At 34.5% G+C, this 25,532-nt stretch carries 25 protein-coding genes and 1 pseudogene; 16 read left to right on the forward strand and 10 right to left on the reverse strand.

Annotated elements, in window-relative coordinates; genetic code table 11:
* Positions 1–8 precede the first annotated feature (8 nt).
* The gene (locus EAG08_RS16635) at positions 9–803 is read right to left on the reverse strand and encodes an FkbM family methyltransferase (protein ID WP_129536414.1); all 795 of its coding nucleotides are present in this window, start codon (positions 801–803) and stop codon (positions 9–11) included.
* Between the two features lie 117 nt (positions 804–920).
* Positions 921–1,598, reverse strand: a complete 678-nt coding sequence (locus EAG08_RS16640) for a DUF2461 domain-containing protein (RefSeq protein ID WP_129536415.1) — start codon at positions 1,596–1,598, stop codon at positions 921–923.
* Positions 1,599–1,877: 279 nt separating this feature from the next.
* Here EAG08_RS16640 and EAG08_RS16645 point away from each other — a divergent pair, with 279 nt between their 5' ends.
* The 8 genes and pseudogenes from EAG08_RS16645 to EAG08_RS16680 all read left to right on the forward strand — a co-directional run bounded on the left by EAG08_RS16645 (position 1,878) and on the right by EAG08_RS16680 (position 10,130).
* Positions 1,878–3,602 (forward strand): DEAD/DEAH box helicase, encoded by a 1,725-nt coding sequence (locus tag EAG08_RS16645; protein ID WP_129536416.1) that lies wholly within the window; start codon positions 1,878–1,880, stop codon positions 3,600–3,602.
* Between the two features lie 245 nt (positions 3,603–3,847).
* A complete protein-coding gene (locus tag EAG08_RS16650) occupies positions 3,848–4,486 on the forward strand; it encodes a DUF47 domain-containing protein (RefSeq protein ID WP_129536417.1) in 639 nt (212 codons plus the stop codon).
* Between the two features lie 22 nt (positions 4,487–4,508).
* The gene (locus EAG08_RS16655) at positions 4,509–5,651 is read left to right on the forward strand and encodes an inorganic phosphate transporter (protein WP_129536418.1); all 1,143 of its coding nucleotides are present in this window, start codon (positions 4,509–4,511) and stop codon (positions 5,649–5,651) included.
* Between the two features lie 102 nt (positions 5,652–5,753).
* A complete protein-coding gene (locus EAG08_RS16660; RefSeq protein ID WP_129536419.1) occupies positions 5,754–6,725 on the forward strand; it encodes a polyprenyl synthetase family protein in 972 nt (323 codons plus the stop codon).
* A 77-nt stretch (positions 6,726–6,802) separates the two neighbouring features.
* Positions 6,803–7,752: pseudogene (locus EAG08_RS16665) on the forward strand (GSCFA domain-containing protein).
* Positions 7,753–7,758: 6 nt separating this feature from the next.
* Positions 7,759–8,286, forward strand: coding sequence for a DUF4269 domain-containing protein (locus EAG08_RS16670; protein ID WP_129536420.1), 528 nt, complete (start codon positions 7,759–7,761; stop codon positions 8,284–8,286).
* Between the two features lie 5 nt (positions 8,287–8,291).
* Positions 8,292–9,056, forward strand: coding sequence for a TatD family hydrolase (locus EAG08_RS16675; protein WP_129536421.1), 765 nt, complete (start codon positions 8,292–8,294; stop codon positions 9,054–9,056).
* A 9-nt stretch (positions 9,057–9,065) separates the two neighbouring features.
* Positions 9,066–10,130: an acyltransferase family protein gene (locus EAG08_RS16680; RefSeq protein WP_129536422.1), complete on the forward strand. Its 1,065-nt coding sequence runs from the start codon at positions 9,066–9,068 to the stop codon at positions 10,128–10,130.
* 1 nt (position 10,131) lies between these two features.
* Here EAG08_RS16680 and EAG08_RS16685 read toward each other — a convergent pair whose 3' ends face one another.
* The 5 genes from EAG08_RS16685 to hpt all read right to left on the reverse strand — a co-directional run bounded on the left by EAG08_RS16685 (position 10,132) and on the right by hpt (position 14,486).
* Positions 10,132–11,400 (reverse strand): DEAD/DEAH box helicase, encoded by a 1,269-nt coding sequence (locus tag EAG08_RS16685; RefSeq protein WP_129536423.1) that lies wholly within the window; start codon positions 11,398–11,400, stop codon positions 10,132–10,134.
* Between the two features lie 162 nt (positions 11,401–11,562).
* Positions 11,563–12,051: a DUF6438 domain-containing protein gene (locus EAG08_RS16690; RefSeq protein WP_129536424.1), complete on the reverse strand. Its 489-nt coding sequence runs from the start codon at positions 12,049–12,051 to the stop codon at positions 11,563–11,565.
* A 115-nt stretch (positions 12,052–12,166) separates the two neighbouring features.
* Positions 12,167–13,150: a GTPase ObgE gene (gene obgE, locus EAG08_RS16695; RefSeq protein WP_129536425.1), complete on the reverse strand. Its 984-nt coding sequence runs from the start codon at positions 13,148–13,150 to the stop codon at positions 12,167–12,169.
* A 79-nt stretch (positions 13,151–13,229) separates the two neighbouring features.
* Positions 13,230–13,808, reverse strand: a complete 579-nt coding sequence (locus EAG08_RS16700; protein ID WP_129536426.1) for an adenylate kinase — start codon at positions 13,806–13,808, stop codon at positions 13,230–13,232.
* 123 nt (positions 13,809–13,931) lie between these two features.
* Positions 13,932–14,486, reverse strand: coding sequence for a hypoxanthine phosphoribosyltransferase (gene hpt / locus EAG08_RS16705; RefSeq protein ID WP_129536427.1), 555 nt, complete (start codon positions 14,484–14,486; stop codon positions 13,932–13,934).
* A gap of 481 nt (positions 14,487–14,967) precedes the next feature.
* Here hpt and EAG08_RS16710 point away from each other — a divergent pair, with 481 nt between their 5' ends.
* A complete protein-coding gene (locus EAG08_RS16710) occupies positions 14,968–16,563 on the forward strand; it encodes an ABC-F family ATP-binding cassette domain-containing protein (RefSeq protein ID WP_129536428.1) in 1,596 nt (531 codons plus the stop codon).
* Between the two features lie 60 nt (positions 16,564–16,623).
* Here the strand turns inward: EAG08_RS16710 and EAG08_RS16715 are convergent, their stop codons facing one another.
* From EAG08_RS16715 to EAG08_RS16725, 3 genes are read right to left on the reverse strand one after another with little or no spacing between them, the layout of a single operon-like run.
* A complete protein-coding gene (locus EAG08_RS16715) occupies positions 16,624–16,956 on the reverse strand; it encodes a DUF1508 domain-containing protein (protein WP_129536429.1) in 333 nt (110 codons plus the stop codon).
* Positions 16,957–16,964: 8 nt separating this feature from the next.
* A complete protein-coding gene (locus EAG08_RS16720) occupies positions 16,965–17,345 on the reverse strand; it encodes a hypothetical protein (protein WP_129536430.1) in 381 nt (126 codons plus the stop codon).
* Entirely contained in the window at positions 17,336–17,635 is a 300-nt protein-coding gene (locus EAG08_RS16725; RefSeq protein ID WP_129536431.1) for a HEPN domain-containing protein, read from the reverse strand. Before EAG08_RS16725 ends, EAG08_RS16720 begins: the two co-directional genes overlap by 10 nt.
* Before the next feature lie 144 nt (positions 17,636–17,779).
* Here EAG08_RS16725 and EAG08_RS16730 point away from each other — a divergent pair, with 144 nt between their 5' ends.
* The 7 genes from EAG08_RS16730 to lepB all read left to right on the forward strand — a co-directional run bounded on the left by EAG08_RS16730 (position 17,780) and on the right by lepB (position 25,529).
* A complete protein-coding gene (locus EAG08_RS16730; RefSeq protein WP_129536432.1) occupies positions 17,780–19,066 on the forward strand; it encodes an adenylosuccinate synthase in 1,287 nt (428 codons plus the stop codon).
* A gap of 638 nt (positions 19,067–19,704) precedes the next feature.
* Entirely contained in the window at positions 19,705–20,538 is an 834-nt protein-coding gene (locus EAG08_RS16735) for an energy transducer TonB (protein ID WP_129536433.1), read from the forward strand.
* A gap of 166 nt (positions 20,539–20,704) precedes the next feature.
* Entirely contained in the window at positions 20,705–21,478 is a 774-nt protein-coding gene (locus EAG08_RS16740; protein WP_129536434.1) for a ParA family protein, read from the forward strand.
* A 65-nt stretch (positions 21,479–21,543) separates the two neighbouring features.
* Entirely contained in the window at positions 21,544–22,434 is an 891-nt protein-coding gene (locus EAG08_RS16745) for a ParB/RepB/Spo0J family partition protein (RefSeq protein ID WP_129536435.1), read from the forward strand.
* Positions 22,435–23,070: a DUF5683 domain-containing protein gene (locus tag EAG08_RS16750; RefSeq protein WP_129536436.1), complete on the forward strand. Its 636-nt coding sequence runs from the start codon at positions 22,435–22,437 to the stop codon at positions 23,068–23,070.
* 12 nt (positions 23,071–23,082) lie between these two features.
* Positions 23,083–23,784 carry a 4-hydroxy-tetrahydrodipicolinate reductase gene (gene dapB / locus EAG08_RS16755; protein WP_129536437.1) on the forward strand — a complete coding sequence of 234 codons (702 nt, stop codon included), beginning with the start codon at positions 23,083–23,085 and terminating at the stop codon, positions 23,782–23,784.
* Positions 23,785–23,882: 98 nt separating this feature from the next.
* Positions 23,883–25,529 (forward strand): signal peptidase I, encoded by a 1,647-nt coding sequence (lepB, locus tag EAG08_RS16760; protein WP_129536438.1) that lies wholly within the window; start codon positions 23,883–23,885, stop codon positions 25,527–25,529.
* The last annotated feature ends 3 nt before the right edge of the window (positions 25,530–25,532 follow it).

Below are 25,532 nucleotides of genomic sequence, written 5' to 3' on the forward strand. Positions count from 1 at the left end.
ATTTTTTTTTAATAGTTTTTTGGAATAAAAATTATATTGTTGATGTAGTCGGTCTTATTTTTTTCGTCAGTGGTATTTTTAATTAGGATTTCTTCGGTCAGTCTTTCGATTTGGAAATTTTTTCTGTTTAAATAATTGGCATCAAAACCCCAGCTTTCCACTTCTGAAATTTCGTTCCAGATGGGTTGGTCGTGGTGTCTTTGTTCCATCTCAACCATTAAAGTGGGTTTGAATTTTTTGATGATGTTTTTTCCGCCGTGCAGTGTTTTCATTTCGTTTCCTTCAACATCAATTTTGATGAAATCGATTTTGTTGAAATTCTCAATCGCTGCCCAATCGTCTAGTTTAATTACTTTTACCTGTTCGGTATAGCTTTTTTCTTCGCCTTTTTCTTTGTAAGAAGTATTAAGAGTTCCTCTTGAAGCGACCATCTTTCCATTGATGATGGGAACTTTAAATTCAGCGGTCGTATTTTCGTCAGAAAGTGCCAAAGGCAGAATATGCATCGCCGGAAATAACCTTTTCAGTCTCGAATTCAGCTTTTTGTTTGGTTCAAAGGCGTAAATATTGGAATGCGAAAGTGTATTTTCTAACTGATAAAGAAACGTTCCCACGTTGGCGCCAATATCTAAAATGACTGCACTTTTAGGCAGAAATTCTTTAATCCAGACCAATTCGGGTTCTACATTACGCTTCGAAAAATTTTCTTTAGTTAATTGATGTAAACTTTTAAAATATCTCTGTTTGTAAAAACCTGGAGTGATGTACTGTAGTTTTTCTGCGAGTTGCTGATATAAAGACATTGCTTTCTTTTTTTTATGACGACCGACAAAGATAGTGAAAAATGTTAAAACGATGTTAAAATATCACAAATGTAAAGCCTTGTTTATGAGTTATTTATGTTGTTTGGAAGCTGTGGATTACTCAGAAGCATTTGAAAAAGGCGCATTTAAAAAATCATTAAAAGGTTTTGCAGAATTCATAATATCAGTTAGTTTTTGTACAGCGTTTTTATCCATGGCATCTTTATTTGTCAGGTTATAAACTCCGATAAAACTTTTAAGTCTAAGATATTCCGCCATTGGATCTTCTTTTTCAAAACCTTGAGGAATTTTTTTCAACTCATGCTCACGGTCTAATTCACCATAGTATTTTTTGAAATCTTTGTGATCAATTGCTTTTAAAAATTCATCTTTAAAGACTGATATTTCTTTTCTGATTTCTTTTAAAACAGGTGCTTCAGGCAGGTAAATTCCGCTGGCAATAAATGATTTTCCGGGTTGAATGTGAAGGTAGTGACCCGATTTTTCGTTGCTTTTTCCCATTCCGAGTGATGCACCGAAATAATTTTTGTAAGGCGTTTTATCTTTAGAAAAACGAATGTCTCTATAAATTCTGAGCAATGATTTTTTAGCATTGAGTTTCGCTACTTTTTCATCAGATTTTCCGACTTCCTGAATAAGTTGTTCTACAAAATTTTCAAATTCTTCCTGAGCCTCAGTGAAAAGATTTTTATTGTCGTTAAACCACTCTCGATTGTTGTTTTCATCGAGCTGTTTCAGATAATCAAATATTTTTTTTGAAAGTGTAGCCGTCATTTTCTTTATTATTTTAATCAAAATTAAAGAAATCTAATCAGACTTGCAGTTTTTATCTTTCATTTAAATAATTCATAAGTATTAATGAAAAATTCAAATAAATCGATAAAATAAAAGGAATTTGAGGGTTTTTTAAATTTAAAATAAAATTTTTGTCCTTTTTTTGCATAAATTCGAAAATACTTAGAGTTTTCTAAATTAAAATTATCAATTCGTTAATATTATATAAAGCATAATCCAATAATTAGTTGTATCTTTGCAAAAATTTTATATTAATTAATGAATTTATTTACGGAGACCAATTTAAGTCCTGATATCCTTAAGGCCATTGGCGAACTGGGTTACGAAAGCCCGACAGAAATCCAAAAACAGACTATCCCTTTTATTCAATCAGATATTCGCGATCTAATCGCACTTGCGCAGACAGGGACAGGCAAAACAGCAGCGTTTTCGCTTCCGATTTTGGACATGATTGACGATACGAGTCGCAAAATCCAATTTTTGGTGCTTTGCCCGACACGAGAACTATGTCTACAGATTTCAAAAGACATTAACAACTATTCGAAGTACATGAAAAACATCAAAACTACAGCAGTTTATGGTGGAAGCAGTATTACGGATCAAATGCGTTCTTTGAGAGATAAGCCACAAGTGATTGTGGGTACTCCGGGAAGGGTGATCGACTTGATCAACAGAAAAGCTCTTGACTTCTCTGAAATCCACTGGTTGGTTTTGGATGAAGCAGATGAGATGTTATCTATGGGTTTCAAAGACGAATTGGAAACAATTTTGAGAGAAACTCCTGAAACAAAACAAACTTTCTTGTTCTCGGCAACGATGAGCAAAGAGGTTGAAAGAATTTCTAAAAGTTACCTTACAACTCCGCACCGTATTTCTGTGGGTTCTATTAACGAAGTTAAAAAGAACATCAAGCATGAATTCTATGTGGTAGGTTACCGTAACAAAAAAGAAGCTCTAAAAAGACTAATTGATGCAAACCCGAACCAGTATTCTATTATTTTCTGTAGAACAAGAATGGAAACTCAGGAGGTTGCAGACTTTTTAATGCAAAACGGTTATGCAGCTGATGCTCTTCATGGTGATCTTTCTCAAGCGCAGAGAGATACGGTAATGAAGAAATTCAGATTGAAAAACATCGATATCTTGGTGGCGACTGACGTTGCAGCAAGAGGTTTGGATGTTGATTCATTGACGCACGTTATTCACTTCTCTTTACCGGATGATCCTGAAGTTTTTGTACACAGAAGCGGAAGAACAGGTAGAGCAGGAAAAGACGGTATTTCTATGTCATTGATCAAGCCTGAAGAAAGCAGAAAGCTGAAGCAGATAAAATCTACGACGAAAATTGATATCGTTGAGAAGAAAATTCCTACTGGTGACGAAGTAATTTCGGCTCAGGTAAAAGGAGTTTTTGAAAAACTAATGACAGAGCACGAAACTATCTTTGAATTTGATCAAAGTCTTGTTCCTGATTTAAGTAATTTCACTAAAGAAGAATTGGTTGTTCAGTTGCTACAGTTCCAGTTGAAAGACTTTGCTTTGTACTATAAGGACAAGCAGGATCTTGTGGATCAGAAGTTCAACAACAGAGATGATGACCGAGGTGGAAGAGACAGAGACAGCAGAGGTGGAAGAGACCGTGACAGAGGAAGAGATCGTGATAGAGGAGATCGCAACGAACGTAGCGACAGAGGTGAAAGAAGAGGAGATCGTGGTGGTAAGCCAAGACAGAGAGACGAAAATATGACTAGATTTTTCTTCAACCTTGGTAAAAAAGACCAGTTGAAAAAACTAGATGTATTGGAAATCATCAACAAAGCTACATCAAGCAAAGGAAGCAAAAGAGCTGAGATTGGAAATATCGAAATTCTTGAGAAATTCTCTTTCTTTGAAGTTGAAAAATCTTTTAGCAATGAGCTTATAGGAAATCTTCAATCTATGAAGTTTAAAGGTAAAGACATGAGAGCTGAAGAGGCGAACTGATCTTAAACCTAAAATATATTTTGAGCCGGCAATTTTGTCGGCTTTTTTTGTTTTTTTTAATTAAAAATATTGCAGTATTTAAACCTAAATCACTGATTATAATAGAGATATGCAAGTGTTTTTCTTGTTGGTTTTTGATGTGAACAAATATTAACCCAATATTAACAAAAATTAATGCTGGATGCTTTTTGTTAAGGTGCTTTTTTAGGAAATTTGCACACGAATAAATTAAATACAATTTACAAATGGCAATTGGTAATATTTTCCACGCATTTCAGCCAAAAGACAAAATCTTCTTTGTGCTTTTCGAAAAAGTAACAGAAAATTTAGTTGCAATGTCTAATGATTTCAACAACGGAGTAAAGGATTTCGATCTTAATGACGATGCAATGTTGAAACTGATGAGCGACTACGAGCACAAAAATGACGAACTTACTCACGAGATCTTTATTGAATTGGGAAAAAACTTCATCACACCTTTCGACCGTGAAGATATTCACACTTTGGCAACAGGTTTAGATGATATTGCAGATTATATCTACGCTTCTACAAAATATATTTTCTTGTACAAGTCTCCGATGATGAAGGCTTATGCAGACTTCTCACTATTGATTCACAAGGCTTGTCTTGAAATTCAGAATGCGATGAAAAACCTGAAAGGTTTTAAGAACATGGAGCAAGTAAAAGAAGCTTGTATCAAAGTAAATTCTATCGAGAACATTGCTGATGATCTTCTTTCAAACTCTATGGTAGAGCTTTTCGAGACGAATGATGCCATCAATATCATCAAAATATCATCAGTTCTTAATTATCTTGAGATCGTAACCGACAAAGCAGAAGATGTTGCCAATACGATTGAGAACATCATGATTAAATACGCTTAAAAAAAACAATACATAACAAAAAATGGATTTTCCTATTTTACTTACGGTTATTATTGCTTTGGCTTTAATCTTCGATTATATTAATGGTTTTCATGACGCTGCCAACTCTATTGCGACAATTGTTTCAACAAAAGTTTTAACTCCGTTTCAGGCGGTACTTTGGGCAGCAGTTTGGAATTTTGCAGCTTTCTTTATCGCAGCTTACATCATTGGTGAGTTTAAAATCGGTAACACGATTGCAAAAACCGTCAATGAGAACTTTATTACTTTAGAAGTTATCTTTTCAGGATTGATTGCTGCTATCGCATGGAATCTTTTGACCTGGTGGTTTGGGATTCCTTCTTCATCATCTCACACTTTGATTGGTGGTTTCTTGGGAGCAGCATTGATGCACGCTTTCTTGATGGATTACCGTGAAGTTGTAGCTGCCACTCCAGATTTGGGAATATTTGATACTTTAAAACAGACAATTACTAAAGTAGCAAGTCAGGATGTTGTGAAATTCAGTAAAGTAATTCCAATTTTCCTGTTTATTTTCCTTGCTCCGGTCATCGGGATGATTATTTCAATTATCATTACCTTAATTATTGTACATCTTTATAAAAAATCAAATCCCCATAAAGCTGATAAATCTTTCAAGAGATTACAGTTGGTTTCTTCGGCTTTGTTTAGTTTAGGACATGGTCTTAATGATGCTCAGAAAGTAATGGGAATCATCGGGGCAGCATTGATCTACTACCACGTAAATATGCTTCAGGATCCTATTTATTTAAATATTGAATCTGCTGAACGTTTTAATTATTTTGCAGAACATTACATGTGGGTTCCTTTAGTTTCGTTTGTTGCGATCGCTTTGGGTACAATGAGTGGAGGTTGGAAGATCATTAAAACAATGGGTACTAAAATTACGAAAGTAACGCCATTAGAAGGTGTAAGTGCTGAAACTGCTGGTGCAATCACGCTTTTCATTACTGATCACTTTGGAATTCCGGTTTCTACAACGCATACGATTACCGGTTCGATCATCGGGGTTGGATTAACCAAAAGGGTTTCTGCAGTACGTTGGGGAATTACAGTAAGCTTGCTTTGGGCTTGGGTTTTAACCATTCCAATCTCAGCAATTGTTGCTGCGCTTACTTATCTTGCGGTAACGTATTTGACTTAATTAAAGAAATAAATCATATCACTAAACTTTGTCTTAACAGGCAAAGTTTTTTGTTTTGAAACCCCTCAGAAAATCGTATTTTTGTTCAAATTAAAATCTTTTATGGAATTCTTAGACACCTACCAACAGATTGTTGCTGACGCCATTAATAAATACACGTTCAAAGATAAACCCGCAGAATTGTATGAGCCGATGAATTATATCATCTCGCACGGTGGTAAGCGCCTTCGTCCGATTATGGTGTTGATGGCGTGCGATTTGTTCGGTGGTGATATGAAACAGGCAATAAAGCCCGCTTTGGCGATTGAGTTTTTCCATAATTTTACCTTGATTCATGATGATATTATGGATGAAGCGCCTTTAAGAAGAAACAAGCCTACAATCCATACTTTACACGGGATCAACGTCGGAATTCTTTCAGGAGACGGATTGATGCTGAAAGCGTATAAATTCTTCGAAGATCTTGAACCTGAAATTTTCAAAGCGTGTATCAGAATTTTCACCCATACAGGCTTGCTTTTATGCGAAGGTCAGCAATATGATATCAATTTTGAAACTCAGGAAAATGTGACTTTTGATGACTACATCAGAATGATTACTTATAAAACCGGAGTTTTAAGCGCATCTTCATTTGAGATCGGTGCATTGATTGCAAAGGCTCAGTTTAAAGATGCCAAGGCTATCTTCAACTTCGGAAAACACATCGGAATTGCCTTCCAGATTATGGATGATTATTTGGATGTTTTCGGAGATCAGGCTCAGTTTGGGAAGAAACATGCAGGTGATATTTACGAAAATAAAAAGACCGTTCTTTACCTTTTAGCAAAAGAACACGGTACGGAAGAAGAGAAAAAAGAATTGGATTATTGGTACTCTAAAAAAACCGATAATATTGATAAAGTGTACGGTGTTGAAAAGATTTTCAGAAGAACAAAAGTTGACGAGAAAGCATTACGTCTGATCGAAAAACATAATGAAATCGGTCAAAGTTATCTTGCGAAAATCGACATTGCAGAAGACAAGAAAAAACCGTTTGCTGAGTTGGCAAACTACCTTTTGAGAAGAGAAAGCTAAATTTCAGGTTGAAGATAATAGGTTGTAGATAGCAGTTTACCTGCAACCTAATATCTCCAATCTCTTACCTAATATAAATGAAATTCAGGACAGAAGTTAATATTCAGGAATTTGAAAACAAGATTGAAGCTGAGGATAAAATATTTTCAATAGGATCATGCTTTGCTTCTGAGATGTCTGAATTATTTAAGCAAGGGCAATTACAAACAGTAAACAATCCGTTTGGAACCTTGTTTAATCCTTATTCAATAAATAATTCTATCAAAAGACTTCATGATTCTGAGTTTTATAATGAAGAAGAATTAATTGTTTTTAATGATGAATTTATTTCGCTCGATCATCATTCAAGTTTTGATACGAGGTTTATCCATCAGACTTTAGAGAAAATTAATTCAAAAATTGTTGTTGGAAATCAGTTCCTGCAGGATTCTAATTGGGTGATCATCACGTATGGAACTTCATTCATTTATGAATTTGAACCTAAAAAAAACTGGTTGCGAACTGTCATAAAATTCCGCAGAAGTTTTTTGAAAAAAGATTGCTGACTCATCAGGAACTCACAGATTCTATTTACGACACCATTCTGAATTTAAAAGACATTTGCAAAGACGATCTTCAGGTTTTGTTTACTGTTTCGCCTGTTCGTCATACAAAAGATGGAATGATCGAAAATCAGTTGAGCAAATCAAAACTAATTACGGCCATTCATGAAGTGATTTCAGAAATCGAAAACTGTCATTATCTGCCAGTTTACGAGATTTTGATGGATGATCTTCGAGATTACCGTTTCTACAAAGATGATATGATTCACCCCAATTCTCAGGCAGTCAATTATGTTTTTGAGAAATTTGGAAACGCTTATTTTTCTGAGGAAACTAAAGATTTTATTAAAGAAAATTTTAAAATTAATAAAGCTTTAGAACACAGATCTGACGATGAAAAAGATCCGAAGTATATAGAATTTCGGGAAAAGCTGAATCAAAGGATTGAAAACCAGAGAAAAAAAACTAAACACAAAATATTCTGATTTCGAATGATTGACTTTACCAAAATTGATTATCTGAAAGACGGAAATGAAAGACAGAAAAGAGCTTTTGAAGTTCTTACTAAATATAGAATCTTCAAAGTATTAGAATTTTATTCTCCTATTTTAGCAGGAACGATTCCAATAGAAATTGATATTGAAGGAAGTGATTTGGATATTATCTGCGAACTAGATTTTAAATTTGAGGAAGATTTTTTGGACGATATTGCGTTTAGTAAAATGATTCCTTTTAAGGCGGATGTCAAAGTAGAATATCCAATTATAGATGGCGAAACATCTATTGTGATAAACTTTATTTTGGAAGAGTTTCCAATTGAAATTTTTGCTCAAAATAAACCAACAACTCAGCAAAATGCATATCTGCACATGATTGCAGAACACAAAATACTACAGGAAAAAGGAGAAGATTTTAAACAAAAAATAATAGAGTTAAAGAAAAAAGGAATCAAAACTGAACCAGCTTTCGGAATGTTGCTGAATTTAGAAAATTCTTATGAAGATCTATTAAAATTTTAAAAATAATGATTGATACGCATACCCATTTATATTCGGAAGAGTTTGATGAAGACAGAAAAGAAGCGATTCAAAGAGCTTTAGACAAAGGAATAACAGAGTTTTATCTCCCAGCGATCGATTCAGAATCTCATGAAAAAATGCTTCTACTGGAAAGTGATTATCCGAATCAGATTTTTTCAATGATGGGATTGCATCCGTGTTACGTAAAACCGGAATCTTGGGAAACTGAATTGGAAATTGTAAAGAAATATTTGGATGAAAGAAGTTTTCCTGCGATAGGAGAAATCGGGATTGATTTGTATTGGGATAAATCCACTTTGGACATTCAGATAAAAGCTTTTGAGCAACAAATTGATTGGGCAATTGAAAAAGACTTACCAATCGTAATTCATACCAGAGAAAGTTTTGACGAAACCTTTGAAGTTTTAGAAAGAAAAAGACACCCAAAATTAAGAGGGATTTTCCATTGTTTTTCGGGAAATCTCGAACAGGCAAAACACGCCATAGATTTAAATTTTATTTTAGGAATCGGTGGAGTAGTAACTTTTAAAAACGGAAAGATCGATCAGTTTTTAAACGAAATTCCTTTAGATAAAATCGTTTTGGAAACTGACTCACCTTATTTGGCACCAGTTCCATTCAGAGGAAAAAGAAATGAAAGCTCTTATCTTGATTTGGTTGCAGGGAAGTTGGTCGATATCTACAATAAAGATTTTGCTGAGATTGATAGAATTACAAGTGAGAATGCTAAAAGAATATTTAAAAAATAATTTAGGGAAATGCAAAAACTTCCCAATATAACTTCATTAAGATTTTTCTTGGCTTTATTGGTTATGATTTATCATATTCCACAATTTTTTCATAACCGAGGCCTACCGTCTTTTAATGATTTACCTATATTTAATAAAGGTATAGAGGCAGTTTATATGTTTTTTTCACTAAGTGGTTTTCTGATAATCAAACAGCTTTTTTTAGAAAAAGAAATTAACAGCAAAATTGATTTAAAGAAATTCTATATCAGAAGAGCATTAAGGATTTTACCGTTATATTACTTGATTGCATTGACAGGGATTCTGTACTACAATTTTTTTCTTCCAAACATTGGTATAGAAATGCCTCGAACTTATAATTTAATAGACGGAATTATCCTTTTATTGGTATTTCTCCCGAATGTGCTTCATCTTTCAAACCCTGGCGGTATATTAGAAATACTCTGGTCAATTGGTATTGAGGAACAATTTTATCTTCTAATTGCACCAATAATCGTCTTAATTCCCTCCAAAAGAACTGTGTTTTTTTTACTTGCCTTTAGCTTTATTTTTATCTTTCTGTACCATTCATCATTGTTTTCTTTTCTGATGAAGTACAAAGTGATGTTTTTTTATTTTTCCTTTGCAGGGTTTTGTTCCTTTTTGAAAATTAAAAAAAATAAATTTTCTGAGGCTTTCAGCTTTATTATCTATCTATCTGTAGCTTTATATTTCACAACTAATATTTTTATAGAAAATTTATCACAATTTCAATACAATTTGATTAGTATGATTTTGTTTGGTTTTTTCTTACATTGTTTTACGCAAAATACATTTAGTTTTTTTCAGAATAAAAGTTTAGTTTATTTAGGTAAAATATCTTACGGAATCTATATGTATCACTCGATTGTAATGCAGTTGGTAGGATTTTTATTTTTAAATTTCTTTTCAAAGTATAATTTGAATAGTATAACAACAATAATAACCAGCTTTTTACTGGTTATTATTATTACCCTTTTGATATCTCATTTTTCTTACCGTTTCTACGAAAAGAAGTTTTTAAATATGAAGAGGGATTATAGAGTTTTAAAATAAATTATTTCTTTCTAGAAAAATTACTCTTGTTTTTTGGCTTCTTACTGTGATCCGATTTTTGTTGCTGACCACCACCTGCAGGTCTTGGTCTTGGTGTAAAAGGTTTATTGTTTGAATCTCTTTTTTCAACCACCAGATTATCCGTGTGGAAAGGATGATTTTTTTCAACCGGAATTTTCATTCCAATCAATTTTTCTGTATCCTTTAGGTTTAATAAATCTAAACCATCTACGAATGAGATTGAAGACCCTTCTGAACCTGCACGACCCGTTCTACCAATTCTGTGAACGTAAGTTTCTGCAACGTCTGAAAGTTCGTAGTTTACAACATATTTCAGTTCGTCAATATCAATTCCTCTTGCGGCGATATCTGTTGCTACCAAAACACGTGTTCTTCCTCCTTTAAAATTACTTAAAGCATTCTGTCTTGCATTTTGAGATTTATTCCCGTGGATCGCTTCTGCGGAGATGTTTGCAGACTGCAATCTTCTTGCAATCTTATCTGCACCGTGTTTTGTTCTCGAGAAAACTAATACTGCACCAGAAATGTCATTCTGCAAAATGTGCGTCAACAATTCTAGTTTATTGTCTTTATCAACAAAATAAACCGCTTGTTTGATTGTTTCCGCAGTCGAAGAAATTGGAGTTACTGAAACTTTAATCGGAGTATTCAAAATAGAATCTGCCAATTTCTGAATTTCTGTAGGCATTGTTGCCGAGAAGAAAAGCGTTTGTCTTTTTTGAGGTAAAAGTTTAATGATTCTTTTTACATCGTGTACAAACCCCATATCCAACATTCTGTCGGCTTCATCTAGTACAAAGATTTCAAGATTTTTTAAACTGATAATTCCCTGAGCGATAAAATCTAATAGTCTTCCAGGAGTTGCCACCAAAATGTCAACACCTCTTCTCAAAGCTGTTTCCTGGCTTCCTTGCTTTACACCGCCGAAAACCACTAATTTTCTAAGCGGTAAATTTTTTCCGTATGCATCGAAGCTTTCTTCGATCTGTATCGCTAATTCTCTCGTTGGAGTAAGAATTAATGCTTTTATATGATTATTCTTAGGAACTTTTCTTTCGGTAAGGTTTTGTAAGATGGGGATAGCAAATGCTGCTGTTTTTCCGGTTCCTGTCTGTGCAGTTCCCAGTACATCTCTGTGTTCTAAAATTGAAGGAATTGCTTGTTCCTGAATAGGGGTAGGTTTTTCATAACCTTGCTTTTGAAGCGCATCTAAGATGGGCTTGATAATGTTTAAGTCTGTAAATAACAAAATTGTATTGTGTATTAAAATAGTGCGGGTGAAGCAGTATACTTCATCATTTTTAGCAGATCTGCTAAAAACTTTTAACAGAATTTTGAGTAAAAAATTACTTTACTGGCTGAGAATGCCGCGAAATATACTGCAAAGATAGACTAAATTAATGAAAAGTAATTATTTTACTTTCGTCCACTGCTGACTTTGCTTTAAATCCTCAAAAATCTGGTAGACTTTCATCAGTTTTTCAGAACCTCTTTTACCATAATCTTCTGTGTTTTTTGAAGTTCCGTCGGCTAGCTTAATTCTTAAATAACAAGTTGGCATATCGCTCACATTACGGCTTCCATATTTATCCTGAAGACTTTTCACGTCCAGATCATTTAGCGAAGCTACAAGTTTATTGTAGTCGGCTTCTTTGATCGTTGTAGTGAAAGTTCCTTCTCTTGGTTTTGAAAATTCGTCTTTTGAAGTTCCTTTAGAAAAATTAAAATGTTCGGCTTCAAGAATTGCAGTTCGGTCTGCCTGAATCGTCATTTTGTAAATCGGACAAAATCCGAAACACGCTCCGGCTTCATATTCAATCGTTGAATATTTCGATTCTACTTTCTGAGATTGGCAAGAGAATAAAACTACGATTGCAAAAAGGCCTAATAAGTATTTCATTGTTTTTAAATTTGTGTGGAGTCTCTCAATAAGTGTTCCAAAGAGTGAATGTTTATATTAACAAAAAAGGATAAACAATAATGCTTATCCTTTTATATATTTTTTCAATTAAATTCTATCCGTGCAGCTGTTTCCAGATAGCATCTTTCAGTTCCATCAAGCCTTCGCCAGTAACTCCTGAGAAGAATAATGGTTTTCTGTGCTCCGGAAATTCTGCTGAGATTTCTTTTTTCAATTCGTCATCCAAAAGGTCTGCTTTTGAAACGGAAATAACGAAATCTTTATCCAATAATTCAGGATTATATTCTTTCAATTCGTTCTCCAGAATTTTAAACTCTTGAAAATGATGTTCAGAATCTGCAGGAATTAAAAACAATAAAATTGAATTTCTTTCAATATGTCTTAAGAATCTATGTCCCAGACCTTTTCCTTCAGCCGCTCCTTCGATAATTCCGGGGATATCAGCCATTACAAAAGATTTATAATTTCTGTAATCTACAATTCCTAAATTGGGAGTTAAAGTTGTAAAAGCATAATTAGCGATTTTAGGTCTTGCTGCCGAAACAGAAGCTAAAAGCGTAGATTTTCCTGCATTAGGGAAGCCTACCAAACCAACATCAGCTAAGATTTTAAGTTCGAAAACGATGTAACCTTCCTGTCCGTCCATTCCAGGTTGTGCATAACGAGGAGTTTGGTGTGTTGATGATTTGAAATGCTCATTTCCTTTTCCACCTTTTCCGCCTTCCATCAGGATGATTTCCTGCCCATGCTCTAAGATTTCACCTACAATTTCACCTTCTTCATTTTTAGCAATCGTTCCTACAGGAACTTCGATGTAAGTATCTTCTCCGTATGCTCCGGTTAACTGGTTTTTTGCTCCGTTTTGTCCACGTTCCGCTTTTACGTGACGGGTGTAACGAAGTGGAAGTAAAGTCCATTCCTGTGAATTCCCTTTCATGATCACATGACCACCACGGCCACCGTCTCCACCATCAGGACCACCTTTGGGAATATATTTTTCACGGCGAAGATGGGCAGAACCTGCGCCACCATGACCGCTTTTACAATGAATCTTTACGTAATCTACAAAATTTGACATTTCTTACAATTTGAGTTATGAGTTATGAATTATGAGAATGAATTGTATTAACTTATAACTCATCACTCACAACTTTAAACTATTTTATTTTTTCTACTTCAGCAAAAAGCTTTTCAGAAATCTCATTGATTTCTCCTACACCGTTGATCTCAACGTACTTACCTTGCTGCTTATATAATTCTGCAACTTCTGCAGTTTTTGTGTAATATTCTTTTATTCTGTTTTCAATGATTTCTACATTGCTGTCATCAGTTCTACCGCTGGTTTCACCTCTTTTCAACAATCTTTCAACCAAAATTTTATCTTCGACGATCAATGAAAGACAAATATCAATGTTGTCATTCAGTTCATCTTTTACAATTTTTTCCAAAGCTTCTGTCTGTACAGCAGTTCTTGGATATCCGTCAAAAATAAATCCTGCAGCATCAGTCGGCTTTCTTAGTTCGTCTATCAGCATATCAATCGTTACCTGATCCGGAACCAATTCTCCTTTATCGATGTAAGATTTTGCTAGTTTTCCAAGTTCAGTATCATTTTTCATGTTGAATCTGAAAAGATCACCTGTTGAGATTTGTTTTAAATTAAATTTCTCAATCAGATTTTGAGCTTGAGTCCCTTTTCCACTTCCTGGAGGGCCGAACAGAACAATGTTTATCATAGCGTTGAGGAGCTTTTGGTAATTAGTGTTTAGCCTCTTACCTTTAGCTATATTTAGTTATTATTAAATTTATTTCTTTTTAATTTTTAAAGCTAAAGCCATCATCAAATAGCTAAAAGCTGATTAATGGTTGATCGTTCCTTCTTCCAACTGATACAAATTCGGAAGGTTTCTTCCCAATTCATCGTAGTCAAGACCATAACCCAAAACAAATTTGTTTGGAATTTCTTTCCCGATGTAGTCCAACTTGAAATCTTTCTTATACACTTCAGGCTTTAATAAGAATGAAGCTATTTTTACAGACTTCGGACGTTGTGTTTCGTTGAAATATTTAAATAAACTTTCAACGGTGTTTCCTGTGTCAACAATATCTTCTACTAAGATGATGTGACGGTCTTTTACGTCTTTCGTCAGTTCCATTTTCTGGTAAACGATTCCTGTAGATTCTGTTCCTGCATAAGAACTCATCTGGATAAATGCAATTTCACATTCCCCCGGATAATGCTTCAAAAGGTCTGAGAAGAACATGATTACTCCGTTCAAAACACCAATGAAAACAGGAACTTCATCCTTGTAATCTTCATAAATTTTTAAAGCGGTTGCTTTTACGATTTCCTGAATTTCGGCGTCCTCTAAATAAGGAACAAAAGTTTTGTCGTGAACTTGTATACTTTCCATAAAATTTTTAGTAGGCGGCAAAGTTACGGATTTTTGATGAAAGTTTTTTGTGAGGTCTGTCAGGTTTACAAAACTTGTTTTATAACAGTAATTAGTAAAATATTTACGAATTTAAATTCCCCTCCTTTGGAGGGGTGGATCAATTTTCAGAGAAAATTGAGACGGGGTGGTTTTCAACAGTAAGATCTTCCTAGCCCAGATAGTAACGGTTACCCCACAGTAAGCGTTGGGTCATGCAGCGGGAACGAGGAGTACGAGTGGATAGCTGGAAATAGCTTCTAAAAACTAATCAAACAATACTAAAAAATTATCCTTTGGCGAAATGACTATCAATGAGTTGAAAATTTAAATTGTTAAATTCCTTATCTTTGCAACTCACAAAACCCAAAACAACCCGCATGTAGAATTTAATTTCTTTCAGATTTAATCAACAATAACCTAAAAAATTATTGAAGTTCAACCTTCATTAAATAAAGAAATTATGCTTTTTCTACAGAATATATCCTTTGGGTTTCCAGCGGCGAATCTGCTTTTTAATTCCATCAACTTAACGATACCTACTCACTCAAAATCGGCTTTGGTCGGAAGCAACGGTACAGGAAAATCAACCCTACTGAAAATCATGGCTCATGAAATTGAACCTTTGGAAGGCAACGTCAATGTTCAGGGAGACATTTTCTATGTTCCGCAGATGTTTGGGAATTTTAATGATGTGACGATTGCACAATGTTTAAAAATCGATAAAAAATTAGAAGCCCTTCAAAAAATCACGAGTGGGGAAGTGGATGAAATCTATTTTGAAATCTTAAATGACGATTGGGATATTGAAGAACGTTGTCAAAGTGCTTTACAACACTGGAAACTTGAGAATTTAGATTTAAATCAAACCTTAGAAAGTCTGAGTGGCGGACAAAAAACAAAAGTTTTTCTTGCCGGAATTCAGATTAACCAACCTGAAATTATTTTATTGGACGAACCGACGAATCATCTCGATCTGGAAGGACGGAATTTGCTGTACGATTTTATCGAAAAGACGAATTCAACAGTTGTTATCGTCAGTCATGACAGAGCTTTGCTGAATTTAGTGGATACGATTTTCGAATTGAGTAATCAGGGAATTTCGATGTATGGTGGGAATTATGATTTGTATACCGAACAAAAAGAAATCGAAAATGAAGCTTTGCAAAACGATATTCATTCGAAAGAACGGGCGCTGAAAAAAGCCAGAGAAAAGGAAAGAGAAACTTTGGAACGAAAACAGAAACTCGATGCACGAGGAAAAGGAAAACAGGAGAAATCGGGTGTGGCGAGAATTATGATGAATGCGCTGCGGAATAATGCCGAGAAAAATTCTTCAAAATTAAAATCAATTCATGCCGAGAAAATTAATGATATTTCTGGAGATTTGCGGGATTTACGTTCGTTTGTGAGAAATGCGGATCAGATGAAAGTTAATTTTAATGATTCAAATCTGCATTCGGGGAAAATTTTGATTTCGGCAGAGGAGATTAATTTTAAATATTGTGATGAAACTCTTTGGAAAGAAAACCTCAATTTTGAAATCAGAAGTGGTGACAGAATTTCCATCAAAGGCTCGAATGGTTCTGGAAAAACGACTTTGATCAAGCTGTTGTTGGGAGATTTGAAACCTTCTGTTGGAAACATTTCTAAATCAGATTTTCAGACGATTTATATTGATCAGGAATATTCTTTGATTGACAGAAATGCAACAGTTTATGATTTTGCCCAACAGTTCAATGACAACGCAATGCAGGAATCTGAAGTGAAAATGTTACTGTCAAGATTTTTATTCGGAAAAGAAAGCTGGGACAAAAAATGTTATGTTCTAAGTGGAGGAGAGCGATTACGACTTCTACTGTGTGGACTTTCCATTAGCAATAAAGCTCCGGATATGATCATTCTCGATGAACCAACGAATAATTTAGACCTTCAAAATGTGGGAATTCTGACGAATTCTATTAAAGATTATCATGGGACTTTGGTAGTGATTTCGCATGATGGGGTGTTTTTGGAGGAGATTGGAGTGAGTGGTGAAGTGCTGTTTATAAAAGGGTAGTATAAATAAATGTGCTCTAAAGTAGAAAATCTACTTTAGAGCACATTTATTTATAATTTTTTATTCGTTTATTATAGAAATATTGTTTTCAAATATTAATATTATTTTTTCTATTTCATTCCTAAGTTTACTTTCACTTTCATATTTTTTACTTTGCGCTAATATTTGTCCATTTGCAGCTTTGACAATAAAAAAATATTTTGTCTGATTTTTTAGTGAAGTGTAATTTGAGATTTTTTTTGCATTTATCTTTAAAGATTCTGCTCCATTATTGCATCCACTTCTACTTGTATAGTTTTCACTAAAAAGTAATGAACTTTTATCATTTTTTAATATAAAATTGTAATATCCAGAAGGTGTTTCAGTAATTACGATATTATAGTTGTTATTCATTTTTTAAGTTATTTATAATTTTCTAAATCTTTAAAATAGTTTTTTTCCCAAGGTAAGGTAGTGGAACTTGCCATATCTTTTAGTTTATCAGCCATATTTGAATCTATTTCAATGACATTATCAATAATCAAATCTTGATATTTTCTCAACTTAGTCATTATAATGTATTTAGCTTTACTGCCATTATGTGCTATCTCTCCTCTGTCTGAAACAAAATCATTTATTTCTTGTGGATTTGTAGATTTCCAAAATATACAATAGTCTTCAATTCCAAGATGATTTTTGAAAAGTGTTTTTAATATATTAGATTTTGGTGTATTTAATTTTTCAACATCTAATTTTGCGTATTCTAACCAAACTGTTTTCCAGCCGCTATCTGCTAAAAACATTGGTTTAATTTCAATAAGATCATTCTTGACTTTTGAACTAATTGTTTTTTTATTCTATTATTTAAATGACTTGCATTAGAAATATTATCAGAAATATATTTTATTGATTCTAAAAGCAAATCCTCATTATATCTTTCCCATGCAGCACACAACATTACTACTGCGCTTCGCGTTAAATGTCCGAGGTTTTTTCTTCCTCTTTTTGCTTTAGAATAATCCGAATGCGTTTCAATTAATTTTAAAACATCGACTCTCATCTGTAAAAATGTTATGTATGAATCTGATGGCATATAGTTTTAATAATAAGCAAACAAGATACAAAAATATATAATAGTCACACAATTTCCATCCCACCCAAAAATAAAATTCCTCTCAAATTTGCCCACCCAATTTTTTAAAAGTAATTTTGTACGAATCTAAAATAAAAGTAAAATATGTCAACTTACGTAGTTGTAGGTCTTCAGTATGGAGATGAAGGTAAAGGAAAAATCACTGATGTTTTATCGGCAAAATCTGATTACGTTGTACGTTTCCAAGGAGGGGACAACGCTGGTCACACGGTGTATGTGGGTGAAGAGAAATTTGTTTTGCACCTTCTTCCTTCAGGAGTTTTGCAGTGTAAAGGGAAATGTATCATTGCCAATGGTGTAGTGGTAAATCCTAAATCTTTCATTAAAGAAGTTGGTCAGATTGAAAGCAAAGGCTTAAGAACAGACCATATTTTTATCAGCAGAAGAGCGCATGTCATCATGCCTTACCACATTCTTTTGGATACTTACCGTGAGGAAGAGCACGGAGGAACTCAGATCGGAACCACCAAAAAAGGGATCGGACCTTGCTATGAAGATAAAATTGCAAGAATCGGGATCAGAATGGTAGATCTTTTGAATCCTGAGATTTTAAGAGATAAAATTGAGAAAAACCTAAAGGTTAAAAACTCTCTTTTCGAAAAATATTACGACAAACCTACTTTAGACGTTGAAGAAATCTACAACGAATATTTAGCAATCGGAAAACAGCTTCAGGAAAGAATCGTTGATACTGAATTAGAGTTAAACGAAGCAATCAGAGATGGTAAAAACGTGTTGTTCGAAGGTGCTCAGGCTTTGATGTTGGATATCGACTTCGGAACATATCCTTACGTTACTTCATCTTCTCCGTCAACTGGGGGAGTTTGTACAGGAGCTGGTGTTCCGCCAACTTCACTTAAAAACCTGATTGGTGTTGCCAAAGCATATTGCACAAGAGTAGGAAACGGACCTTTCCCTTCTGAATTGGATAATGAGCTCGGAGAAAGCATCAGACAAATCGGTGGTGAATTCGGAGCGACTACAGGAAGACCGAGAAGAACAGGTTGGTTAGATCTAGTTTCTTTGAAGCACGCTTGTATGATTAACGGAATCAATAATTTGGTCATCACTAAATTAGACGTTCTTACAGGAATTGAAAACCTGAAAATCGTTACGCATTACAAAACTGAAGACGGAAAAATCATCGATTATTTCACTTCTTCAACAGAAAAATTATACAATTACGAGCCAATCTACCAAGATTTACCGGGTTGGAAAGAAGATTTGACGAAAGTAAGAAGCTACGACGAACTTCCGGATACTGCTCAGAAATACATCGAGTTTATCGAAAAGTATTTAGGAATCAATGTTTATTTGGTTTCTGTAGGTCCTGAAAGAAGCCAAAACATTATCAGAAAAGAATTATTCTAAGAAAATAATTTTCATATAAAATCAAAAGAGACTGTCAACCGATAGTCTCTTTTTTTGTTGTTACAAATATCAGAACTCTCACAATTACCTATTGCTCATTACTTATTATTTATATTTTTGGTAGCTTTTTCCCGCTGTCCACTATATCTTTTTTGTTTTTCCCTTGGCTAATTTCCCTCACCAAAAAACAAAAAAGGATGCCGTTCCCATCGGGGCTAGGGTTTTTGACATAGATTCAATGTTTCGCCATCAATAATTTTTTTATCTACAATTTTAAAAGTTAATAGATAAATAGAAAGAATTAAAATCTATTCATTAAAGTCATATTTTGATAGAATTCCAAGAAATTTTCCTCCCTTTAGGGCTGGGGAAAAGAAAATTTCTTTTAAAATAACCCTAATGTCAAGAAATTCAATGAATCATGACTTATACAGTTCATCATCAATAAGTTCCAAATATTTGCAGCCTCAAAATCCTATTCAATAAATAGTTAATTTTATAATTCGTCACACATTTTAACAAAATCATTCTGTTTTGATAATTTTTTGGCAAATATTTTGATATTGTTTCAATAATTAATTCAAAGAATATAGAAAACTAATAATCGCAATATATTAACAATTTTAATTTTTATCGTGATGAAACACCTACTAGAAAACCAGGAATTTCGACTGAATGAAATCCTATTTGAAAACCGTAACAAACAATACGGTGCTTATGTTTTAAGAAATGAATCAGACAGAATTCTAACGAAATCACTTTTTATAGGGGTGAGTCTTCTGGCGGCAATGTCTATTACGCCCATGATTATTTCGGCGTTTAGAACTGCGGAAGTAATTCCTAATGAGGATATTTATGAGTTACCACCTCCCATAATGATTCCAAATGATCCAACGGTTAAGCCACCTGTTACAGTAGTCCCTCCGCAAACTGCTCCTGCTCAAGTGAAAACTTTCGATGACAGAATTCCTGAGCCGACAGCAAATCCTACTAACGAGCAAGTTATAGAAAAGATTGAGGGAGCGGTTGCCGGAGTTAAAAACAACCCTGATGGAATAGTTGCACCTCCAAATATTCATGTTGCGCCACCAACAATTGGAACAGGACCAGTTATTAATAATGTACAACCTCCAACAATTGAAGTTGTTAAAGATAAAAATATTATTGAAATTGCTGCTATACCAGCGGATTTTGAAGGTGGTATAGATTCTTTTAGAAATAAAGTAATAAATAAATTTGATACTTCAGCATTTGAAGAGCAAAACAGCGTAGCCACTGTGGTTACATTTATTGTAGAAACCAACGGGACTATTTCAGATATCAAAACCAACGGAAAAGATGCATCTTTCAATGCAGAGGCAATAAGAAGCATCAAAGCTGTAAAAGGAAAATGGATTCCGGGTAAAAATAAAAAAGGGGAAGCGGTAAGAAGCTACTTTAAGTTTCCCATTTCCATGAAGTTCGATAATTAAGATTATTCAAAACAAATCTTTTCACTTATCCACAAAATACTATTTTTTGTGGATAATTTTTTTTATGTCTAAAATCCTTATTAACAATATTTTAACTCAACTTTCGTTTTAGTCGTTCCTTGAAAGCAGAGAAAAAAGTGTATTTTTGAAACTTAAAGTTCAAGCAATGGCAAAAATCATAGGTATCGCTAATCAAAAAGGGGGTGTAGGAAAAACTACAACCGCTGTTAATTTAGCCGCAGCATTAGGGGTATTAGAAAAGAAAATATTAATCATCGATGCAGATCCGCAGGCTAATGCGACGTCTGGTCTTGGGGTAGAAGAGGTTCAGTATTCTACATATAACCTTTTGGAACATAGTGTTGAGACGAGAAACTGTATCCAGAGAACGACAACTCCGAATTTAGATATTGTGCCTTCTCATATTGATTTGGTTGCCGCAGAAATTGAATTGGTAGACAAAGATAACCGTGAGTATATGCTGAAAAAAGCTTTGGCAACGGTAAGAGATGACTACGATTATATTATCATCGATTGTGCACCAAGTTTAGGTTTGATTACTGTAAATGCATTGACAGCGGCAGATTCTGTAATTATCCCGATTCAGTGTGAATATTTTGCTTTGGAAGGCTTAGGGAAGCTTTTGAACACTATCAAAAACGTTCAGAAAATTCATAATAAAGATTTAGATATCGAAGGTTTGTTGTTGACAATGTATGACAGCCGTTTAAGATTGTCAAACCAAGTAGTGGAAGAAGTACACGCTCACTTCCCGGAAATGGTTTTTGAAACCATCATCAGCAGAAATGTAAGATTGAGCGAAGCGCCAAGTTTTGGTGAAAGTATCTTAAACTACGATGCAGAAAGCAAAGGAGCGATTCAGTATCTTCAGTTAGCAGAAGAAGTTCTGTTGAAAAACGAAAATTTAGTAAAGAATTAAATAAAAGTTAAAAGCTGTAACACTGAGCTGGTCGAAGTGCAAAAGCAAATAGCCATATGCAAAATATGAAAGACAAGAAAAGAGCGATGGGACGTGGTTTGGGTGCTATTTTGAGCGCTGAATCAAAGGCTACGGTAAATTCTGCAACGGATGAAGGAGCAGAAAACTTTGTAGGAAATATCATGGAAGTTTCTATTGAAGATATTTATCCTAATCCCACTCAGCCAAGAACTTATTTTGACGAAAAAGCATTAAATGAACTTGCGCAGTCGATTAAAAATCTTGGAGTAATTCAGCCGATTACTTTAAGAAAAGACGGTGAGAAGTTTGAAATCATATCCGGAGAAAGACGTTTCAGAGCAAGTAAAATTGCTGGTTTAACATCTGTTCCGGCCTATATTCGTTTGGTGAATGATCAGGAGCTATTGGAAATGGCTCTTGTTGAAAATATTCAGCGTGAAGATCTTGATTCTATCGAAATAGCATTGACTTACCAAAGGTTGATGGAAGAAATCGGGATGACTCAGGAAAATTTAAGCCAAAGAGTAGGGAAGGACAGAAGTACTATTACCAACTCAATAAGATTATTAAGACTAAATCCGGATATTCAAAATGCCATCAGAAGCGGTGAAATCTCTGCAGGACACGGTAGAGCCATCATCAGTCTTGAAAATGAAGAGCATCAGCAGGCTTTGTTTGAATTAATCATCAAAGAAAAACTGAATGTTCGTCAAACGGAGCAGGCAGCAATCGCATTTAAAAATCCAAAATCTCCAGCCGCAAAAAAAGCAAAGGTTGAACTTTCTAATAATTATAAGAGAGCACAAAAAACAATTGCAGATATTCTTGAGGTGAAAGTGGAAATCAAAACAGTCGGAACCGGTAAGAAAGGAAAAATTGTTTTAGATTTTAAAAATGAAGATGAGCTGGAATATATTTTATCTCATATTAAATAGATGAAAAAAATCTTTTTCACACTTTTTTTATGTTTATCTGTGATTACTTTTTCACAGGTTACCCGCAACGATACCATCCGTCTGGAAACTGTTCCAATGGACAGTGTTTCTGTGGAAGAAACTCCCAAAACATCGGTTGTTGAAAGCATAGAAAAAGCAAATGCTCCGGCGAAAATAATTGTTAAAAAACTCAATCCTACAAAAGCAGGTTTGTATTCTGCAGTTTTGCCGGGATTGGGACAGTTTTATAATAAAAAATACTGGAAAATCCCAGTCGTTTGGGGAGCGGTGGGTGTAGGAGCAGGAATCGCCATCTGGAATCAAAATCAGTATTTAAAATACAGAGAATATTACATCGCAAAACTCAACGGAACTCCCAATGAATTTGTTGACAGCAATCCAAGGTTAGATAAAATTGCTTTGGCTAATGCTCAGGACAGATCAAAAAGGCAGAGAGATTACGCCATTGCGATTACCGGACTTATTTATATTTTAAACATCGTTGATGCTGTTGTTGATGCGCATTTGTATGAAGGTCGTAAAGATCCTGATTTGACGTTCACACCAGCAATTATTTATGATGAGTTCGGAAACAATCCGCCAAAAACGGGATTGAGTTTAAATTTCAAGTTTTAAAACTTTTTAGATATGAAAATAGCATTAGTTGGATATGGGAAAATGGGCAAAATCATTGACGAAATTGCCACAAAAAGAGGCCATGAAGTTGTCGCCCGATTGAAAGAAACTCCAACTGCTGAAAATTTAAATAATCCTGATGTTGTTATTGAATTTTCTTTACCCGAAGTAGCTTTTGATAACATTAAAGCTTGTCTTGAAAATAAAGTTCCTGTAATCTGCGGAACAACTGGTTGGTTAGAAAGAAAATCTGAGATAGAAAATTTAGCCATAGAAAACGGAACTGCATTTTTGTACGGTTCTAATTTTAGTTTAGGGGTGAATTTATTTTTTGCTTTAAACGAGAAGTTGGCAGATTTAATGAAAAGCGTCGACGAATATTCTTGCCAATTGGAAGAAATTCATCACATTCACAAATTAGATGCACCAAGCGGAACTGCAATTTCTTTGGCTGAAGGAATTTTCAAGAACAATCCGAAATATGATGCCTGGAAACTTGAAGAAACTCAGGATAAGCAATTGGGAATTTTCGCTATCCGTGAAGATGAAGTACCGGGAACGCACAGCGTTTTCTACAGAAGTGAAGTGGATGAAATTGAAATAAAACATACCGCATTCAACAGAAACGGTTTTGCGCTAGGCGCTGTCGTTGCTGCAGAATGGATTAAAGATAAAAAAGGAAATTTTACAATGAAAGACGTTTTGGGACTTTAATTTTGTAACAAAACCAGACTTTCGTAAACTAATTATAGAGATTTGTATTCATCATCAATTACTGATTGCAAATTGCTCATTACTCATATTGAAAATTTATGAATTATTTTTTAACGTACACAGTTTATGTTCTCATTTTATCAGTATTGATGGGGATTTGCACTTGGAAGCTGTTCAAGAAAATGGGGTATAGTCCTTTATTGGCATTTGTACCTTTCTACAATTATTTCATTATACTAAAAGAAACAAAACATCCGAAATGGTGGGCGATTTTATCCTATTTGCCAATCGTAGGACCAATCATGATGTCTGTTTTCCATATTTATTTAATGAAAAAATTTGGGAAAAGTCTTGTTCAGCATCAGGTTCTGACGGTTATTTTGCCTTTCATCTACATGGCGACTGTCAATTATTCTAAAGATGTAGAGCTGGAAGACGAAAATGATTTATACCTTACGGATGAGGAAAAAGCATCTAAGAAAAAAGATACATTTATAGGATCTATCACTTTTGCAGTAGTATTTGCTACCATTATTCACGTGTTTTTCACCCAGCCTTTTGGTATTCCTACGGGTTCAATGGAGCGTACACTTTTGGTAGGAGATTTTCTATTTGTAAATAAATGGAGCTACGGTTACAGACTGCCGATGCGTCCTTTAGCAATCCCATTCTTACAAGGAACTATTCTTGATACAGGCGAAAAAGGTAACCCGAAAGACGATCCAAAATCTTATGTGGAAGCTGTGAAATTGCCTTACGAAAGAATTTTCCAGTTCAGCAAGCCTCAGAAAACGGATATTGTAGTTTTCAATTATCCTCGAGATTCTGTACACGTTTCGCTTGACCGTGCTGATCCTTATGTGAAAAGATGTGTGGCTGTTGCAGGTGATACTTTCGAAATGCGTGACGGTAAAATGTTTATAAATGGTAAGCCTGAGATATTTCTTGGCGATCAGGAGGTTCAGCACAGATATATTGTCAATACAGGAAGTCAGCTCGATATTCCGGGATTGTATAAAATTTTCGGATTTTTACCGGTTCAGGAAGGCCAAAATCAACAAGGTGGATTTGTGTATTATTTCCAGGGTCTGACTAAAAAGATGGCAGGCGAAATTAAAAAGCTTCCACAGGTGATTGATATGCAGGAGCACATTCAGCCGAAAGGAGAATCTGCAATTTCATATCGTGATGAGGCCAAAATGAAAATTGATACCACCAATTCAATCTTCCCAATCAACAGCGGATGGAATCAGGATCAATATGGTCCTCTTAAAATTCCTAAAAAAGGTGATATTGTAGCCATCAATGATAAAACTTTACCGGAATATCAGTGGATTATTAAAAATTACGAGCACAATACTCTTGAAAATAAAAATGGTAAAATTTTTATCAACGGAAAAGAAGCCAATCAATATACTATTCAACAAGACTACTATATGATGGTTGGAGATAACAGAGATGCGTCATTAGATGCAAGGTTCTTTGGTTTTGTTCCGGAAGAGAATATCGTTGGGAAACCAATGTTTACTTGGATGAGTGTGGAAGGAGCTTTCAAAGATTCACAGTCTTCTTACCAAGCCGACGGAATGAGAGTTCGTTGGGACAGAATGTTCAAAGCAACAAACACGGGAGAAGCCAATAAAACTTCTTATTGGTGGATTGCTGCTCTGATTCTTGTGCTTTTCTTTGGCTGGGAGTATATTGTTAAACTTTTTGGAAAGAAAAAAACAGAAGACGAATTATAACTA

The organism is Chryseobacterium sp. 3008163, assembly GCF_003669035.1.
GTDB lineage: Bacteria > Bacteroidota > Bacteroidia > Flavobacteriales > Weeksellaceae > Chryseobacterium.